At 69.2% G+C, this 18,452-nt stretch carries 12 protein-coding genes; 7 read left to right on the plus strand and 5 right to left on the minus strand.

Translation table 11 applies throughout. From position 1 onward, the window contains the following. Positions 1 to 20: 20 nt before the first annotated feature. Together AC1D1W_RS03465 and AC1D1W_RS03470 are read right to left on the minus strand one after the other, a co-directional pair. Entirely contained in the window at positions 21 to 1,850 is a 1,830-nt protein-coding gene (locus tag AC1D1W_RS03465; RefSeq protein ID WP_476942948.1) for an AMP-dependent synthetase/ligase, read from the minus strand. Positions 1,851 to 1,911: 61 nt separating this feature from the next. Next, a complete protein-coding gene (locus tag AC1D1W_RS03470; protein WP_476942949.1) occupies positions 1,912 to 3,669 on the minus strand; it encodes a dolichyl-phosphate-mannose--protein mannosyltransferase in 1,758 nt (585 codons plus the stop codon). Positions 3,670 to 3,726: 57 nt separating this feature from the next. Here AC1D1W_RS03470 and rsmI point away from each other — a divergent pair, with 57 nt between their 5' ends. Both rsmI and AC1D1W_RS03480 read left to right on the plus strand, forming a co-directional pair. Continuing rightward, on the plus strand, positions 3,727 to 4,683 hold the full coding sequence (gene rsmI, locus AC1D1W_RS03475) for a 16S rRNA (cytidine(1402)-2'-O)-methyltransferase (RefSeq protein WP_476942950.1): 957 nt from the start codon (positions 3,727 to 3,729) through the stop codon (positions 4,681 to 4,683). A gap of 288 nt (positions 4,684 to 4,971) precedes the next feature. After that, positions 4,972 to 6,471: an NAD-dependent succinate-semialdehyde dehydrogenase gene (locus AC1D1W_RS03480; RefSeq protein WP_243179863.1), complete on the plus strand. Its 1,500-nt coding sequence runs from the start codon at positions 4,972 to 4,974 to the stop codon at positions 6,469 to 6,471. Between the two features lie 9 nt (positions 6,472 to 6,480). Here the strand turns inward: AC1D1W_RS03480 and AC1D1W_RS03485 are convergent, their stop codons facing one another. The 3 genes from AC1D1W_RS03485 to AC1D1W_RS03495 are packed head-to-tail and all read right to left on the minus strand — an operon-like array spanning position 6,481 to position 11,722. Further along, positions 6,481 to 9,012: a transglutaminase TgpA family protein gene (locus AC1D1W_RS03485; protein WP_476942951.1), complete on the minus strand. Its 2,532-nt coding sequence runs from the start codon at positions 9,010 to 9,012 to the stop codon at positions 6,481 to 6,483. After that, the gene (locus AC1D1W_RS03490) at positions 9,009 to 10,550 is read right to left on the minus strand and encodes a DUF58 domain-containing protein (protein WP_243179859.1); all 1,542 of its coding nucleotides are present in this window, start codon (positions 10,548 to 10,550) and stop codon (positions 9,009 to 9,011) included. Before AC1D1W_RS03490 ends, AC1D1W_RS03485 begins: the two co-directional genes overlap by 4 nt. Before the next feature lie 14 nt (positions 10,551 to 10,564). Beyond that, positions 10,565 to 11,722, minus strand: coding sequence for an AAA family ATPase (locus AC1D1W_RS03495; protein WP_476942952.1), 1,158 nt, complete (start codon positions 11,720 to 11,722; stop codon positions 10,565 to 10,567). 178 nt (positions 11,723 to 11,900) lie between these two features. On the opposite strand from AC1D1W_RS03495, the gene AC1D1W_RS03500 reads away from it, so the two are divergent. The 5 genes from AC1D1W_RS03500 to AC1D1W_RS03520 all read left to right on the plus strand — a co-directional run bounded on the left by AC1D1W_RS03500 (position 11,901) and on the right by AC1D1W_RS03520 (position 18,240). Next, complete coding sequence (locus tag AC1D1W_RS03500; RefSeq protein WP_476942953.1) at positions 11,901 to 12,788, plus strand: TatD family hydrolase; 888 nt, start codon at positions 11,901 to 11,903, stop codon at positions 12,786 to 12,788. A 304-nt stretch (positions 12,789 to 13,092) separates the two neighbouring features. Further along, a complete protein-coding gene (locus AC1D1W_RS03505; protein WP_476942954.1) occupies positions 13,093 to 14,238 on the plus strand; it encodes a ubiquitin-like domain-containing protein in 1,146 nt (381 codons plus the stop codon). A 216-nt stretch (positions 14,239 to 14,454) separates the two neighbouring features. Continuing rightward, a complete protein-coding gene (gene rsmA, locus AC1D1W_RS03510; RefSeq protein ID WP_476942984.1) occupies positions 14,455 to 15,294 on the plus strand; it encodes a 16S rRNA (adenine(1518)-N(6)/adenine(1519)-N(6))-dimethyltransferase RsmA in 840 nt (279 codons plus the stop codon). 81 nt (positions 15,295 to 15,375) lie between these two features. Next, complete coding sequence (locus AC1D1W_RS03515; RefSeq protein WP_028276492.1) at positions 15,376 to 16,338, plus strand: 4-(cytidine 5'-diphospho)-2-C-methyl-D-erythritol kinase; 963 nt, start codon at positions 15,376 to 15,378, stop codon at positions 16,336 to 16,338. 72 nt (positions 16,339 to 16,410) lie between these two features. Further along, entirely contained in the window at positions 16,411 to 18,240 is a 1,830-nt protein-coding gene (locus AC1D1W_RS03520; RefSeq protein ID WP_243179825.1) for an ABC-F family ATP-binding cassette domain-containing protein, read from the plus strand. Positions 18,241 to 18,452 lie beyond the last annotated feature (212 nt).

Raw genomic sequence — 18,452 nt, forward strand, 5'->3', positions numbered from 1 at the left:
GACGGGCCGGTTGCCCGGCGTCAGCCGTAGATCCGGTTGATGTGCTGTTCGTAGTCCCGCACGACGGCGGCCCGCTTGAGTTTGAGCGAGGGGGTCAGGTGCCCTGATTCCACGGTGAAGTCGGCGTCCAGGATGACGAAACTGCGGATCGACTCGGCCTTGGAGACCGTGAGGTTCGCGGCATCGATGGCTTCCTGGATCGCGGCCCGGACCGTCTGGTCCGCGGCGGCTTCGGCCGGCGCCATGACGGGCACCTTCCGGGCGGCGCACCAGTTGCGCAGTCCTTCCGGGTCCAGGTTCACCAGTGCAGAGACGAAGGGCCGGCCGTCGCCAACGACCACGGCCTGTCCGACCAGCTGGTGCTCCCGGATCTTCTCCTCGAGCGGGCCCGGGGCGACATTCTTGCCGCCGGCCGTGACCAGCAGGTCCTTCTTCCGGCCCGTGATGGTCAGGAATCCGTCCTCGTCGAGGGAACCGAGGTCGCCGGTCCGGAAAAAACCGTCCACGAAGGCCTCAGCGTTGGCGGCCTCGTTCGCGTGGTAGCCCTTGAAGACGCCAATGCCCTTGACCAGGATCTCGCCGTCGTCAGCCACCCGGACTGTGGTGCCCGGCACCGGGATGCCGACGGTGCCCACCTTGGTCCGTGCCGGGGTGTTGGCTGTGCAGGGCGCCGTGGTTTCGGTCAGGCCGTAGCCTTCCAGGACGGGGATACCCACGCCGCGGAAAAAATGGGCGTCGTTGGAGCTCAGCGGGCTCGCGCCGGAGACCGTGTACCGCAACTGGCCGCCGAAGGCCTGCCGGAGCCTGGGATACAGGATCCGGTCGAAGACTGCGTGCCGGGCACGCAGCAGGAGCCCCGGGCCCGTGCCGTTGCCCCGGGAGGCGGCGTCGAGGGCCTTGGAGTAGTCGATCGCGGCCGCCGCTGCGGCTGTGAAGATACGTTCCTTGCCGGCGGCGTCCGCCTTCTGCGCGGCTCCGGCGTAGACCTTTTCGAAGATCCGGGGGACCACCAGCAGAAAGGTGGGTTTGAAGCTGTCCAGATCGTCCAGGAGCTCTTTGGCGCTGGCGGTGTGGCCGAGGGTGGATCCGGAGCTAAGGCAGACCACCTGCACCGCCCGGGCCAGGACGTGCGCCAGGGGCAGGAACATCAGCGTCCGGGAACGCGGCTGCATGAGGAGCTCGGGCAGGAACAGGACGATGTTCTTGGCCACCAGGGCAAAGTTGGCGTGGGTGATCTCGCAGCCCTTGGGCTTGCCGGTGGTGCCCGAGGTGTAGACCAGGGACGCGACATCCGCCAGGGACGCCGCGGTCCGGTGGCGTTCCAGCTCGGCGTCGGTCACCCCGGTGCCGGCCGCGGCCATGCTCGCCAGGTTCGGTGCGGCGCCGTCGTGCTCCATCCGCACGACGGCAACAAGCCGGTCACCGAGGACGGTGGAGGCGTCCAGGACGCCCTGGACGAGAGCGGCCCTGGCGTGGTCCTCGACGAACACCCGCCGGGCCCCCGAATCATGGAGAATCCACTCGACCTGGGACGCGGAGGAGGTCTCGTAGATCGGAACGGTGACGCCGCCGGCGAACCAGATGGCGAAGTCCACCACCGTCCACTCGTACCGGGTGGCGGACATGACCGCGACGGTCTCGCCCGGCGTGAGTCCGCCGGCGATCAGGCCCTTGGCCAGGGCAGTGACCTGCTCCAGGAAGTGCTGGACGGAGACGTCGGTCCAGCCGCCAGGGCCTTTGCGGGAGTAGAGGGCGTGCACGGGATCCTTCGCGTGCTGCTCCAGGAGCAGGTCAGTCACGTTGCTCTCCGGGTCCAGCTCCACGAGCAGTCCGGTGCTTGCTTCTCTCACAGCCGAGTCTCCATTTCCTGGTCCGCCCGGAGTTCGGCGGACATTTCCCTGCAATCCTGCCCTAGATCCAGGACGGCATCCACATCCGGATGCGCCAGTCCTGGTACGGGATCACCTCGGCCGTCCAGACCGGGTAAAAGAACGCGGACACCAGCACGGCCGCCACCACGAACAGCGCCACCAGGTAGAACCCGGACCGCCGGCGCCAGAGGGGGTCACCGCGCTGGCCGAGCACCAGCCCCAGGCAATAGACGAGCGCCAGCACCAGGAACGGTTCAAAGGACACGGCGTAGAAGAAGAAGGTGGTGCGCTCCGGGTACATGAACCAGGGGAGATATCCTGCGGCCACTCCGGCCAGGACTGCGCCGGCGCGCCAGTCGCGGCGGCCCGCCCACCAGAACAGCAGGACACCCAGGCTCACGGCCGCGCTCCACCAGATCAACGGGTTGCCGACGGAGAGGATGGCGGTGGTGCAGTTGGTCAGCTCGCAGCCCGGGGTGCCCTGCCCGGGGGATTCGTAGAAGAATGACGTGGGCCGGCCCATGACCAGCCAGCTCCAGGCGCTGGCCTCGTAGGGGTGGTCGGCACTGAGGCCCTGGTGGAACTTGTAGGCCTCCAGGTGGTAATGCGCCAGGGACCGGACGGCGTTCGGCAGCCAGCCCCACTCGGCCGAGGGGTTGGCGTCGGCCCAATGCCTGAAGTAGGCGTCCGTGGACCGGAACCACCCGGTCCATGTGGCGCCGTAGACCAGGGCGGCCACCGGAACGATGCTCAGGAAGGCCGGGACGCCGTCCTTGAGGATGCCGCCGCTGATCCAGGCATGCACGCCGGCTATGCGCCGCGCGCTGAGGTCCCAAAAGACGGTCAGCAGGCCGAATCCGGCCAGAAAGAACAGGGCGGACCATTTCGTGCCGACCGCCAGGCCCAGGCAGACGCCCGCCGCGAGGCGCCACCACCGGATGCCGAGCCAGGGCCCGGAGGTGAGCTGCAGCGCCGAGGGCCGCCCCGTGGCGGAGGCCGCGGCCTGCCGGCCGAGCCGGGCAGCGAGCCGCCTCCGGCCGTCGTCGCGGTCCATCAGCAGGGCCCCGAACGCGGCGAGGATCCAGAACATCAGGAAGATGTCCAGCAGCGAGGTCCGGGACATGACCAAGTGGTGGCCGTCCACGGCGAGCAGGATGCCGGACACGGCACCCAGAGTGAGCGAGCGGAAGAGCTTTTGCGCGATCAGGGCCAGCAGGAGGATGGACAGTGTCCCCGTCAGGGCCGCACCGAACCGCCAGCCGAAGGGATTGTCCGCCCCGAACAGCCACATGCCTGCGGCGATCATCCACTTGCCGACCGGCGGGTGGACGACGTACTCCGGCGTGTTCAGCAGCACGCCGGGGTTGCCGGCGATGAACGAGTCGTTCGCCCGGTCCGGCCAGCTGCGCTCGTATCCGCTGACCAGGAATGAGTACGCGTCTTTGACATAGTACGTTTCGTCAAAGACCAGGTTGCGCGGCGTGTCCAGCCGGACGAACCGCAGGACGCCGCCCAGCGCGGCCGTCAGGACGGGAATGAGCCAGTACCAGAGCCGAAGCGACGCCGGGTAGTCCCGCCAGCTCTGGAGGCCGCCGATCAGGCGCTCCCGGAGGGCCTCCGGGGTGTTGGCCTCGGCGGGGCGGCCGATCCAGCGGTGCCCTTCAAGGTTGCGGCCGGTGCTGAAGCGGTTCCGGTCCTTGCCGGCCGCCCGGCCGTCGGGACGGCCGGGACCTGTTGCCGGCGATGCATCAGGGCCAGTCTCGGGCTGCCGCGTGGGGGTCTGGGTCACGTTGCCCATGCTACCTTTCGCAGCTGTGCTCGCAGGCCCCCGCCCCGGCGGCAGTAGGCTGGTCCTGTGGACCACGAACCCAGCCCTTCCCCCCTTCCTCCCCTCGATCCTCCCTTCGACGGCGATGACGCCGCCGCCGTTCCCGTCCCTGATTCGGCGTCTGTTTCCGCCTCTGTGTCCGCCTCCGGGGGGCCCGGCAGGATCGTCCTCGCCGCGACGCCGATCGGCAATGCGGGCGATGCCTCGGCGCGGCTCGTGGAGTTGCTCGCGACGGCGGACATCGTCGCCGCGGAGGACACCCGGAGGCTGCACCGCCTCGTGCAGAACCTCGGCGTCACTGTGGCGGGCCGGATCATCAGCTATCACGAGCACAATGAGGCAGCCAAGACGGCTGACCTGCTGGCGCAGGTCCGGTCCGGCAAGACCCTGGTGATGGTGACCGACGCCGGCATGCCCTCGGTCTCTGATCCGGGGTTCCGGCTGGTTGAAGGCGCCGTGGCGGCCGGCCTCACCGTCACCGCCGCGCCCGGACCCTCCGCCGTGCTGACCGCCCTGGCACTGTCGGGCCTGCCGACGGACCGGTTCTGCTTCGAGGGCTTCCTGCCGCGCAAGGCCGGTGAACGTTCCTCGCGGCTGGCGGATCTCGACACCGAGCGGCGCACCATGGTGTTTTTCGAGGCGCCGCACCGGCTGGAGCCCATGCTGAGGGCCCTGCGGGAGAGCTTTGGCGCCGACCGCCGGGCCGCCGTCTGCCGTGAACTCACCAAGACCTATGAAGAGGTCATCCGCGGCACCCTGCGCGAACTGCTTGAATGGGCCGAGTCAAGCGAAGTGCGCGGCGAAATTGCCGTGGTAGTGGGCGGCGCCCCGGAACGCGAACCCGGCCGTCCCGAGGATCATGTGGCTGCCGTCAACGGGCTGATAGCCCAGGGCATCCGGCTGAAGGAGGCCGTCGCCGCAGTGGCCGATGACGCGAAGGTCAGCAAGCGCGAACTCTATGCCGCGGTCCTCGCCGCGCGCTGAGCCGTGCGCTGAGCCAGGTGGTGGGTGCCGGGCGGCGGGTTCCGGCGCGCCGCCGTGCCTCGGGGGCCGGAACCGGGCTCCACGCCCACGCAGGACGGTTGTGCAGCTGCACAGCATAGTTTGGATACAGTAGTGCGCGCATGCATAGACTTGCCAGTGAGCGCGGCAGTAGCGTGGCAGTAATCCAGACGCCCGTGCCTGCCTGTGGGAACGAGCGCCTACAACGAGAACTCATTCAAAAACTTGTGCTCACACTAGTTCAACCGAATTGCTGACGAGGGAGTCATTGTGACTGTAACTGCCCAGCCTATTGTTTCCGCGGACCGGGAGAGCGCCCTGCTGGCGTCCGTTCCGACGGGTCTGCTGATCAACGGCGAATGGCGTCCGGCCGTGTCCGGGAAGACCTTCGACGTCGAGGATCCCGCGACCGGGAAGGTCCTGCTCAGCATTGCCGACGCCGGCCCCGAGGACGGCAAGGCGGCCCTGGACGCGGCCGCTGCAGCGCAGGAGTCCTGGGCCAAGGTCCCGGCCCGGGAACGCGGCGAGATCCTGCGCCGCGCCTTCGAGCTGGTGACCGAACGGGCCGAGGACTTCGCGCTCCTGATGACCCTGGAGATGGGCAAGCCGCTGGCCGAGGCCCGTGGCGAGGTCACCTATGGCGCCGAGTTCCTGCGCTGGTTCTCGGAAGAGGCCGTCCGCGCGTTCGGCCGCTACTCGGTCTCCCCGGACGGCAAGTCCCGGCTGCTGGTGACCAAGAAGCCCGTGGGCCCGTGCCTTTTGATTACGCCGTGGAACTTCCCGCTGGCGATGGCCACCCGCAAGATCGCCCCCGCGGTCGCGGCCGGCTGCACGATGGTGCTCAAGTCCGCGAACCTGACCCCGCTGACCTCCCAGCTGTTCGCGGCCGTGATGGTCGAGGCCGGCCTGCCCGCCGGTGTCCTGAACGTCATCCCGACCTCCACGGCCGGCGCCACCACGGGTCCGCTGATCAAGGATCAGCGCCTGCGCAAGCTGTCCTTCACCGGTTCCACCGAGGTCGGCCGCCGGCTGCTCGCTGATGCGTCCGAGACGGTGCTCCGGACCTCGATGGAACTCGGCGGGAACGCCCCGTTCGTCGTGTTCGGGGACGCCGACATCGACGCCGCAGTCGCCGGGGCGATGCTGGCGAAGCTGCGGAACATGGGCGAGGCCTGCACGGCGGCGAACCGGTTCATCGTGCACGAGTCCGTCGCGGCCGAGTTCGCGGAGAAGTTCGCCGCGAAGATGGCGGAGATGACCACGGCCCGGGGCACCGAGGCCGAGTCCAAGGTCGGCCCGCTGATCGATGCCAAGAGCCGGGACAAGGTCCACGAACTCGTCACCGACGCCGTGAACTCCGGTGCTGTCGCAGTGACCGGCGGCTCCGCCGTCGAGGGCCCGGGCTACTTCTACAAGCCCACGATCCTCACCGGCGTGACCGAGGGCAGCCGGATCCTGTCCGAGGAAATCTTCGGACCCGTCGCCCCGATCATCACCTTTGACACCGAGGACGAGGCTGTCCGGCTCGCGAACAACACCGAATACGGGCTGGTGGCCTACGTCTTCACCCGGGACTTGAACCGGGGCATCCGGATGGGCGAACGGCTTGAGACCGGCATGCTGGGCCTGAACGCCGGCGTGGTCTCCAACGCTGCCGCCCCGTTCGGCGGCGTCAAGCAGTCCGGCCTGGGGCGCGAAGGCGGTCTCGAGGGCATCGAGGAATACCTCTACACGCAGTACATCGGCATCGCCGACCCCTACGCCGGCTAGCCACACCAGCTACCCGCGGCGCACCCGGCGGACGGAGTTGCGGATCTTCCCCCAGGATCCCGCGAACCCCCGCCGGGTGCGTAGTGCTGTCCGGGAGAGGAACCCGCGGGGCAGCCGGAGGGCCCGCCGCCAGCCGGCCATGACCGACGGCGGCAGCCATGCCGCGCGCAGCCGGACCAGGAAGCCGGCGTTGGCGCGCAGCGAGGCCTGCACCAGGGCGATCCTGGCAGCGGCGGAGTCGGCCGGATCCGCGGAGCCTGCGGTCCGCGCCGGGCCGGCCACGCCGCCCGGGCGGCCGTACTGCTCACGTTCGAAGTCCTCGGTCAGGGCCGCCGCGGCCCGCTGGCCGGGCCCGTCCGCACCGCCGGGTTCCCCGAAAACCGTCGAGGCGCGCAACCGCTCGGAGAAATTCCGCGGCGTTTCGCTCGCTCCGGGCGCCACCCCGTAGTCCGTGGCCAGATCCCGCAGTTCCGCCCAGGCCGGCAGCGCCGTCCCGGCCGTGACGCCGGGATTGCCGCGGGCCGCCGTCCTGAGCCTGCGGCGCCGCACGCCGCTGCGCACCAGCCGCGGGGAGGCCACCAGCAGCGCCAGCAGCAGCACGGCGGCAACACCGTACAGCGCCTGTGCCGCCTGCGCGCCGCTGGGCGCCGGTGTGCCCGCCCCGGGAAGCGGGACCGTGCCGGGGGCCGGGAACGGTGCCTGGGTGGAACCGTCACCGGGGGTCAGGGCGTCGTTGCGGTCGTTGGTGCTGGCACCGCTGCGGGCGGCGGCATCCGTGGCGTACGCCGGAACGACGCCGCGGGACGGTGTCGGCTCAAACGCGACCCAGCCCACGCCCTGGAAGTAGAGCTCCGGCCAGGCGTGGGCGTCCCGGGCATCGACCTCGAACTCCGGAAGCGGGCCCTGGCCCGAGACCGCCACCGTGGCCCCGGTGGGCCGCCCCGGCGCGTAGCCCACGGCGATCCTGCTCGGAATGCCCTCCAGCCTGGCCATCACGGCCATGGCGGAGGCGAAATGAATGCAGTAGCCGCTCTTCTGGGTCAGGAAGTCCGCCAGCACGGACAGGCCGTTGCCGTCGTAGCCGCCCTGCACGGGGGACTGCAGAGAGTAGGTGAACTCGGCGGAGCGCAAATACCTCTGGATGGCCATGGCCCGCGAATACGGCGAGTTGGCACCCGCCGTCACAGTCTTAGCCGTGCTGCGCACAACCTCCGGAACATTCGACGGTTCCCGGAGGAACAGTTCGGGGACACCGCGCACCTGCCCGGAAGCGCCCGCCAGCAGCGCTGCCGTGAGCTGCGGAGTCACGGACGAGACCACATATTGCTGGTCGCGGGAATTTGTGTCCACACCCTTGATGCTCAGCGTGGCGGGGTCCCAGCTCCAGCGCCCCGAGAGGCCGTTGACAGCTTCCGGCGCATACGGCGCGGGCAGGTACGGGCTCGTGTACTGGCCGGTGTTGACGGCCGTAATCACGCGGAGCTCGGCCGGGGCGGTCTCATGCCCGGCCTCGAGCCGGCCCGTTCCCGGCTGCCGGCTCGACTCCCGGTCATCGGGTGACCAGGCATCGCCGTCAAAGGTGTCCACCGTCACCGAGCGCAGGTACGGCGTCGTCGGCGCGTTCGTGGCGAAGGTGATCCGGCCCTCGCCGGAGGGGCTGCGCAGGCTGTTGCCCAGGCTGATCATCGGATTGAGGCCGGTGGCGCCGCCGAACGGGTTCAGCCGCGAGCCCTGCGGGAACGTGCCCTGGTCGAAACCCGGGATGACCAGCTGCAGCACCAGCGTGAGGGTCAGCGCCGCGACGGCCGTGACCGTGCCGCGCCGCAGCTGCCCGGGGTTGCGGGCGGTGTCGGCCAGGGTGCGGGTATCCGGCGTGTACCAATGGCTGCAGCCGAGGATCAACAGGTACCCGACTGCGGCGCCCACGAACCCCAGCACCCCCACGCTTTGCGGCTTGACCATGGCCGGCACCACGAGGATTGCCAGGATTCCGAGCCCGCTCGTGGCCGGCAGCGCCAGCGGGAACGCCAGGGCATCGATGAGGATCACGAGCAGTCCGAGGACCGCGCAGATCAGCATGACGATTCCGGCGTTGGGGGCCACTGGGGTGCTCTCGGCCAGGACCGTTTCGCTGGCCCGCCGGAGGAACTTTCCCAGGTAGTTCATGGTCTCCGGGGAGGGGATGAACCCGGCAATGCTGTGCTGCCGGAAGAAGATGAAGGTCACGGCCACGATCAGCGTAACCAGGCCGCCGGCGGTGACCAGCCAGGGCCGGGCACGCAGGGACCGGAGCACCGCGAGGGAGAACGCAACGGAGAGGACGGTACTGAACACCGGGGAGTACCAGGCCCAGCCCCGCAGGACGCCGTTGAATCCGAGGGCCGCGCCCGCGACGGCCACCGCGACGGCGGTCGCCATCACCCAGGGCTTGGCACCGGGTCCGTCCGGCCGGGACGCCGCACCGGGGGAGAGGGCTGTCGGTTCTTCTTCGCCGGCCGTGCCGGTGCCGGTTCCGTGGCTGCGTTGCGGGGCGAGGGTCATGGCCGGGCCCCCACGCCGCGGCGGACGTCGGCCCCGGCGGACATCCCCGGGTCTGCCTGGTCGAAGGCTGCCCAGGCGTCAGGCAGCGAGCTCTGGGCGGATACGGCCAGGGCCCGCCATCCGCCCAGCCGCAGCGCCTCCAGCACCTCGGGCACTTCGCCGGAGTCCTGTGCCCGGTCCGTGACCAGCAGCGCGAAGGCGTTCGCGCCGAACCCGGCGGCCGGGGACAGCGCCCGGGCCTCGGCCGGAGTCAGGCTGCCCAGGACCGCCAGGACAGGTCCGCGCAGCCGGTGGGCGGAAAGTTTGTCCATCAGGGTGTCGTCGAAGGCGTGCGGGGCACCCCCGGTGCCCGCAGCGGCCCCGGAGCGGAATCCACCCGCCGCGGAGGACCCGGTGCTGGTTCCCGCCGCGGCCTCCTGCGGGCGGGCCTGGGGGCGGGGCGCCGTGCGGTCACGGCGCGGGTGGTTGTGGTGGTGGGTGTGGTGCGGGCCGGAAAGCTCGATGGCAGCCAGGCTTTCGGCGATGGACTGCAGCCCGGCCGTTCCGGTGTATTCCTCGGCTTCCGGGTCGGGAGCGGACGGCGAATTCCGGAAGGCCGGCGCGCCCGCGCTGTCCAGGAACCGCAGTGAGTAGTTGCGTTCCGCGAGGTGCGCCCCGATCGACATCGCCGCCGTGACAGCCCACTCGAAGGCATCAGAGGTCAGCAGGTCGTGGCCGTCCCCCTCGCCGCCGCCCGGGTGGCCGCCGGAGGAATGTGCACTGTGGCCGAACACCCCGTGGGGGTAGGCCGAGAGCCGCTGGTCCAGGATGATGGTCGCCTCGGGGGTCGTGACGGATTCCTCCTGCCGCACCATGAGCGAACCGTGGCGGGCGGTCGCGGCCCAGTGCACCCGGCGCAGCGGATCCCCGTGGCGGTATTCGCGGGTCATGACGTCGTCGTCGCTGGGATTGGCCCGGGCCCGCGTGGGTGTGACACCGTCGTGCCCGCGGGCACCGGCGAGCCCCGTCTCCGGCAGCTCGATGGCGGCGGGCGTCACGGTGAGGAGGTCGCCGTCGTCAATCGCGTGGCGGTGGAAGGAGAGCCCGAAGGGATCGCTGAATTCCGCCGTGACGGGCCCGATCAGGAACTGGCCGCGCCTGGCCGAGCGGAGGTGGTACTCATAGCGGCTGGTGCCGCCGGCTGCCGCACGTGCCGGGAACCGGAAGACAGGCGATTCGCCGAACCGGGCCGGCAAGTGTTCCTCCATGACGGCGTGGCCTGTGCCCGCCCCGGTCCGCGCGACGGCCAGCCGCACCGTGGCACGGGCGGACGTTTCAACCGGCGACGGGCTGAATTCGCGGTAGACCCGGAACCTCGGCTTCAGGACCCGGGTTCCAGCCAGGGCGAGCACCGGCAGCACCAGCAGCAGGACGGCCAGGGCCAGCAGGTCCCGGCGCCCCATGATCTGCGCGGCCAGCAGCGACACCGCACCCGCGCCGAGCAGGCCCCAGCCGCGGCTGCTGAAGAAGTGCCCGGGGAACCGATCCCTTATCGCCACGGCGGAGCCATTCCCTAGTGCGGATTGGGCACGTTGGGCGGCGGCGCGGCTGCCATGGCCGAGGCCTTCTTCCGGCCAGGGCCGCCGGTTCCGTTGGGTGAGGCCGTCACGTCCGGGGTGACGGGTATCTTGGCGATGATGGCCCGGATGACGCTTTGCGGCGTCTCACCCGCGCTGGCCGCCTTGCGGTCGAGGATGATCCGGTGGGCGAGCACCGCTTCGGCGACGCTGACGACGTCGTCCGGCAGCACAAAGTCCCGTCCCTCCAGCGCGGCGGTGGCCTTCGCCGCACGCAGGAGCTGCAGCATGGACCGCGGGCTGGCGCCGAGCCGGAGAAGCCCGCTTTCCCGCGTGGCCCGGCCCAGGGCCACGGTGTATTCCTTGATGGACCGGGACACGTACACCTGCTGCACCGTGGCAATCATGGCGGCCACTTCCGCCGCGGTGACCACTGCCGTCACACGCGCCAGCGGAGAGGAGGCCTGGTGGGTTTCGAGCATCTCCATCTCGGACTCACGGTCCGGGTAGCCCATGGAAATCCGGGCCATGAAGCGGTCCCGCTGCGCTTCCGGCAGCGGATACGTGCCCTCCATCTCAATGGGGTTCTGCGTCGCCACCACCATGAAGGGCTCATCCAGCCGGTAGGACGTGCCGTCCACCGTGACCTGGTGCTCCTCCATGCACTCCAGCAGGGCTGACTGGGTCTTGGCCGAGGCGCGGTTGATTTCGTCCCCGATGACGATATTGGCGAACACCGCGCCGTGCCGGAACTCGAAGGTCCGGGTCGCCTGGTTGTAGATGGACACGCCCGTGACGTCGGACGGGAGCAGGTCCGGGGTGAACTGGATCCGGCTGACGGAGCAGTCGATGGTGCGGCCCAGCGTCTTCGCCAGGAGCGTCTTGCCCACCCCCGGGACGTCTTCGAGGAGCAGGTGGCCCTGGGCGAGGAGGACCGTGAGCGCCAGTTTGGCCGCTTCGGCCTTGCCGTCGATGACCGTATTGATCGCCGTCAGGATCCGGGTGCTGGCTGAGTGGAAAGCGTCGGCATCCATGGCCGGCAGTTCATGCCGCGGGGGCCGCTGTCCGGATGCGTTTGGGTCCAAGGACGGGCGGCCTGGGAGACTCTGTCCCTGGGGGAGGATGTCGTCTACGGAAGTGCGGTGGTAATCCATCGGCAGCCTTTCAGCCCTGGTGGGTCCCGGATCTGACCGCCCGCGGCGGCCGGGGCCCCGCAGTGGCATTCACCTGTTTCCTAACGGGGAAATTACAGAGTATTAACAGACTACTAACACAACTGCCGGCCCTGACAGAGAGTTCCGGGGAAATCTGGCCTCCGGTTAGGGTGGATGAATGCTCAATCCCCTCACTCCCGTCCCCTTCCGGTCGCCTGGAAACGACGGTACCGGACGCAGCGGGTATCCGCCCGCACCGGAACCGCTTCCCGTGCCGGTCATGGACAACCACACGCATTTGGACTTTCCCGACGCGGAGCTTGAGGTGGGCATCAAGGACGCCCTCGATGCCGCCGCCGCCGTGGGCGTGCAAGGCGCCGTGCAGGTGGGCTGCGACCTCGAATCGTCCCGGTTTACGGTCAACGCGGTCGACCTCGATTCCCGGCTCCTGGGCGCTGTTGCCCTCCACCCCAACGACGCCCCCGGCTACGCCCGGCGCGGCGGCCTGGAGGATGCCCTGGCCGAGATCGAGGCGCTCGCCGGCCATCCGAGGATCCGGGCGATCGGGGAGACCGGCCTGGACTTCTTCCGGACCGAGGGGGAGGGCCTGACCCACCAGCGCTATTCGTTCCGCCGCCATATCGACATCGCCAAACGGCTCGGACTGACGCTGCAAATCCACGACCGCGACGCCCACGACGACGTCGTCCAGGTCCTGCGCGAAGAGGGGGCCCCGGAGCGGGTGGTCTTCCACTGTTTCTCCGGCGGCGAGGCACTCGCCCGGACCTGCAACGCGGAGGGCTGGTACATGTCCTTTGCCGGAACTGTGACATTCAAGAACGCGACGGACCTGCGGGACGCGCTGTCTATCGCTGAGCCGAGCCGGATCCTGGTCGAGACCGACGCGCCCTTCCTCACCCCGCACCCGCATCGCGGCCGGCCCAACGCGAGCTACATGGTTCCGTACACCGTGCGGGCTATGGCCGATGTGACCGGGTCGGAGCTTTCCGGGCTGTGTGCGCAGATCGCCGCAAATACGGTGCGGGCGTACGGATCCTGGGACTGAACCGCCCTCATCCAGCTCCCCGGCATAGATACCAGGTATGCACAAATTCTTGGTTCCTTTATAACGCTTCGATTACAGTGGTCAACTATTAGCCGGGGTCGGGGAAGGCCTACGGATAATTTCACTCCAGCAGGGCGTGCATTGTGGCCAACAAACCACATGCGCGCTCTCGTTTTGGGTGAGGCAGTGCACGCATGTTCCGTGACGCTCCGGACGCTGTCCGGAGCCGCCGTTGGCGCGCTCGCGGTGGATGGCCACGTGCACTTTTCCCCGTGCCCGGAAGGTCCAAGAGATTCGGGCAATTGTGGTCAAGTTCTTCACATCGGACGGCAAGTTCAGCTTCGTCAAGGTTGGCACGCAGCTCGTGGTGCTGGTGGCACTGGTGCTGGGCCTCGTGGCCTTCGTCGGCAATAACAAGACGATCACACTCAACGTGGATGGCAAAGTCAGCTCCGTCCAGACCTTCGGCGGAACCGTCGGGGAAGTCGTCAAGAGTGCCAAGGTTGAACTGCAGCCATCTGACAGGGTGTCGCCTTCAGCGGACGCCCACGTGCAGGCCGGGTCAGTCATCAACGTCAACCTCGCCAAGGCCGTCAAGGTCAGCCTGGACGGCGCCGAACGGACCATCTCCACCACCGCACCCACCGTCGAGGGGCTCGTGACCGAACTCGGCGTGGCCAGCGCCTCGCAGGTCTCCGTGCCCAAGGACGCCCAGCTCGCCGTCTCCGGCTCCTTCGTCTCCATCTCGACGCCTAAAAAGGTGAGCCTCGTTGCGGACGGCAAGGCGGCAGCGACCACCACGACGGCGGCCACAGTCGCCAAAGTGCTCGAGGACGCCGGGCTTTCGCTCGGGGCCAGCGACCGCGTATCCCAGCCCGGGAACGCCCCGGTGGTCAATGACATGGTGATTAAGGTCTCCCGCGTCGACGTCAGCAAGACGGCCAACACCACCGAGCCCGTCGCCTTCGAAACACTCACCACCGAGAGTGCTGACATGTTCAAGGGTGAGAAGAAGGTCACCCAGGCCGGCGTCGCCGGCACCACCAGCAAGAACTTCAAGCTGGTCCTCGTGGATGGCCGCGAAGCCTCCCGGACCCTGGTGTCCGAGACCGTCAGCGTCCAGCCCGTCACCGAAAAGGTCACTGTCGGCACCAAGGAAAAGCCCAAGCCCGCCGCCAACACCGGTGCGGCCGCCCCCGCCATGATGAACCAGGGCATGTGGGACAAGATCGCCCAGTGCGAATCTGGCGGCAACTGGTCCACCAACACCGGCAACGGCTACTACGGTGGCCTGCAGTTCGACGTCGGCACCTGGCTCAGCTCGGGCGGCGGCGCCTACGCCCCGAACGCCGCTGCCGCCACCAAGGCCCAGCAGATCGCCGTCGCCAACCGGGTCTACGCCCAGCGCGGACTGCAGCCCTGGGGTTGCGGCTGGGCCGCCTCCAGCTAGCAGGCCAGGCCGGCGGCTGACCGCCCGCCACTGACCGCCCGCCACTGAACGCCCGACTCCCGCGGCTGCCGACCACAGCCAGGGAGAGCACAGGCCGGGTCCGGATTCCCTCCGGACCCGGCCTGCGGCGTACCGGCGCCGGGATAGGATACCTAGGTGACTGAACCGAGCCCCTCCGCCCCCGAAAGCCTGCCCGGAGCGGCGCCCGCACCGCTGATGGGTGCCTCCGATATCCGCCGGCTGGCAGAGGAAATCGGCGTGCGGCCCACGAAGACCCTCGGGCAGAACTTCGTCATCGACGGCAACACCATCCGGCGGATCGTGAACGCCGCCGACATCCGCGCCGATGAGACCGTCCTGGAAGTCGGCCCCGGACTCGGGTCACTGACCCTTGGCCTGCTGGACGCCGCCCGCAGCGTGGTCGCCGTCGAAATCGATCCGGTCCTTGCCGGGCGCCTGCCGGCCACTGTGGCCGAGTGGCGTCCGCACGCCGCCGGGAACTTCCACCTCGTCCTGGCCGACGCCATGCGGGTCACCGAACTTCCCGTCGAACCGACCGCCCTCGTGGCGAATCTTCCCTACAACGTGGCCGTTCCCGTGGTGCTGCACCTCCTGCAGCACTTCCCGAGCCTGCAGCACGGCCTGGTCATGGTCCAGGATGAAGTCGCCGACCGGCTCGCGGCCGGCCCCGGCTCCAAGACCTACGGCGTTCCATCCGTCAAAGCCGCCTGGTACAGCAGCATGCGCAAAGCCGGCGTGATCGGCATGAACGTCTTCTGGCCAGCGCCCAAGATCCATTCCGGACTCGTCGCCTTCACGCGCCGGGAGCCCCCCGTCACGACCGCCACCAGGGAGCAGGTCTTCGCCGTGATCGACGCCGCCTTCGCCCAGCGCCGCAAGACGCTCCGGGCCGCGCTGGCCGGCTGGGCCGGCAGCGCCGCCGAGGCCGAACGCTGCCTGCGGGCCGCCGGCGTCGACCCCACCGCACGCGGCGAAGTGATCGACATCGCGGCGTTCGCCAGAATCGCCGAAGCCCACGGACAACCGGACTCCTGAGCTCCTTGTGAGCTCCGCATGGGCGCCGCCGGGGGCGGTTGCGTGCTTGGAGCCCGGGCCGCGATGCCATAGCGTGGAGCCATGAACGCAGTGAGAGGGCGCTTTGCCGCGAGGACCGTCCGGGTGAAAGCTCCAGGCAAGGTTAACGTCTCACTGGATGTCGGACCGCTGCGGCCGGACGGCTACCACTCCGTGGCGAGCGTCTACCTGGCTGTCTCGCTCTACGAAGAAATTGCCGCCACCAGCACCGATACCGGCGAGATCACCGTCAGCATAAGCGATGCGAGCACCGTGGACCTCGACGGGGTGGACATTCCGCTCGATCACCGCAACCTGGCCTACAAAGCCGCCGCCATCATGGCCGACGTCTCGGAACACTCCACGGGTGTCCACCTGGAGATCACCAAACGGGTGCCCGTGGCTGGCGGCATGGGCGGCGGATCGGCCGACGCCGCCGCCACCCTGCTGGCCTGCGACGCATTGTGGAACAGCGGACTGTCCCGCGACGAGCTGGCCCACCTGGCCGCCGAGCTCGGCGCCGATGTTCCCTTCGCGCTGCTGGGCGGCACCGCCGTCGGACTGGGCCTGGGCGATGACCTCTCGCCGGCCCTGGTCAAGGCCCAGACGGACTGGGTCCTGGTCAGCGCGGACTTCGGCCTGCCCACCCCTGAGGTCTACCGCACCCTGGACCGCCTGCGCGCGGCCGAGGGCCTGGCGGTGGACGAACCCGACGCCGTGGATCCCGGCGTGCTCACGGCTCTGCGCAGCGGCGATGCCGACGCCCTGAGCCGCGTGCTGGTCAACGACCTCCAGCGCGCCTCGATCGAACTGGCCCCGGGCCTGCGCGAGACCCTGGGCCGCGGCGAGGCCTGCGGCGCGATCGCGGGCATCGTCTCCGGCTCCGGACCCACCGTCGCGTTCCTCGCACACAGCCCCGCCGCGGCCGCCGGGCTCGCCGAAGAGCTGCGGCACCACAGCCTCGACGCCATGGCGGTGCACGGGCCGGTGCACGGGGCCCGCATCATCTCCGATACGCTCCTTTAGGAGCTTTTGACGCATCGCATCCGATGACTTCACAGCTTCACTTCACCGATACACCTAAGAAAGCAGTTCCCAGTGGCACACCTGCTCGGCGGCGAGAACCTCACGGTCTCGTATGCAACCCGTACCGTCCTCGATGGCATTACCCTCGGCCTTGAAGAGGGCGACCGGATCGGCATGGTGGGCCGCAACGGTGACGGCAAGTCAACCCTGATGCGGTTGCTGGCCATGCGCTCCACCCCGGACTCCGGCCGGGTGACCAAGCGCAGCGAGGTCAACATCGGCTACCTGGACCAGAGCGACGTGCTCGACGGCGACCTCACCGTCGGCGCCGCGATCGTGGGGGACCAGGCCGACTACGAGTGGGCCCGCAATCCCCAGATCCGTGAAGTCATGGGCGGGCTGGTGTCCGACGTCGACTGGCACGCCAACGTCCACGCGCTCTCCGGCGGGCAGAAGCGGCGTGTGGCGCTGGCCAAGCTGCTGATCGAGGACCACGACGTCATCATGCTCGACGAGCCCACCAACCACCTCGACGTCGAAGGCGTCGCGTGGCTGTCCCGGCACCTGAAGACCCGCTGGCGGGCCAACCAGGGCGCCTTCCTCGTGGTCACCCACGACCGGTGGTTCCTCGACGAAGTCTGCACCAAGACCTGGGAAATCCACGACGGCATCATGGACCCGTTCGACGGCGGCTATGCCGCCTACGTCCTGGCCCGCGCGGAGCGGGACCGCTCCGCGTCAGTGATGGAAAGCAAGCGCCAGCAGCTCGTGAAGAAGGAACTCGCCTGGCTCCGGCGCGGTGCCCCGGCCCGCACCGCCAAGCCCAAGTTCCGGATCGAGGCAGCCAACGCCCTGATCGCGGACGTCCCCGAGCCGCGCGACTCGACGGCGCTGAGCAAGATGGCCACCGCCCGGCTGGGCAAGGATGTCCTGGACCTCGAGCACGTCTCGCTGGACTTCCTCGGCGGCGAGCCCGGGCAGAAGCTCTTCGACAACATCACGCTGCGCCTCGCCCCCGGGGAACGGCTCGGCCTCGTGGGCGTCAACGGCGCCGGCAAGACCACCCTGCTCAAACTCCTCAACGGCGAGATCCAGCCCTCCTCCGGGAAGGTCAAGCGCGGCAAGACGGTGGTCACCGCGGTCCTGACCCAGGAGGTCAAGGAACTCGACGACGTCTCGGACCTGCGTGTGATCGAAGTGATCGAGCGGGAAAAGCGCTCCTTCAACGTCGGCGGCAAGGAATTCACCGCCGGCCAGCTCGTGGAGCAGCTGGGCTTCACCAACGAAAAGCAGTGGACCCCGGTCAAGGACCTCTCCGGTGGCGAACGCCGGCGGCTGCAGCTCCTGCGCCTGCTCGTGGGGGAGCCGAACGTGCTGATGCTTGACGAGCCGACCAACGACCTCGACACCGACACCCTCGCCGCCGTCGAAGATGTGCTCGACGGCTGGCCCGGCACGCTCGTCGTCGTCAGCCACGACCGCTACCTGCTCGAGCGCGTCACGGACCACCAGATGGCGCTCCTTGGCGACGGCAAGATCCGCGCCCTGCCCCGCGGCGTGGACCAGTACCTCGAACTGCGGGAAGGGGCCCTGGCAGGCTCCACGATCACCGGCGGCGGCAACCCCGTCACCTCCGCCGGCGGGGGATCCGCTCCCGTCGCCAGCGGCCCGTCTGAGGCCGAAAAGCGCGACGCCCGCAAGGCCAAGAACCGGATCGACCGCCAGCTCGGCAAACTCAAGCAGCAGGAAGACAAGATCCACGCCCAGATGACCGCCGGGGCCGGGGACGCGAGCAAGTTCGACCAGCTCGCCGGACTCAACGCGAAACTCCAGGAACTGGCCGGGGAACGCGAAGCCCTTGAACTCGAATGGCTCGAGGCCCTGGAAGTGCTGGGGGAGTAGCCTCCTGCCCATCCCCGGGACATGCCCAGCGTGGGCACCCACCGCTGGACATGTCCCTTGCAGCCCTCAAAACCCGCGGGACATGTCCCTCGGCGCGGGCCAGCACGGGACATGTCCCTTGCAGGGCTGAATTTCCGCTGGGCATGTTCCTCGGCGCGGGCCAGCATTGGACATGTCCCTTGCAGGGCTCAAATCCCGCTCGGCATGTTCCT

The organism is Arthrobacter sp. P1_B4, assembly GCF_056406555.1.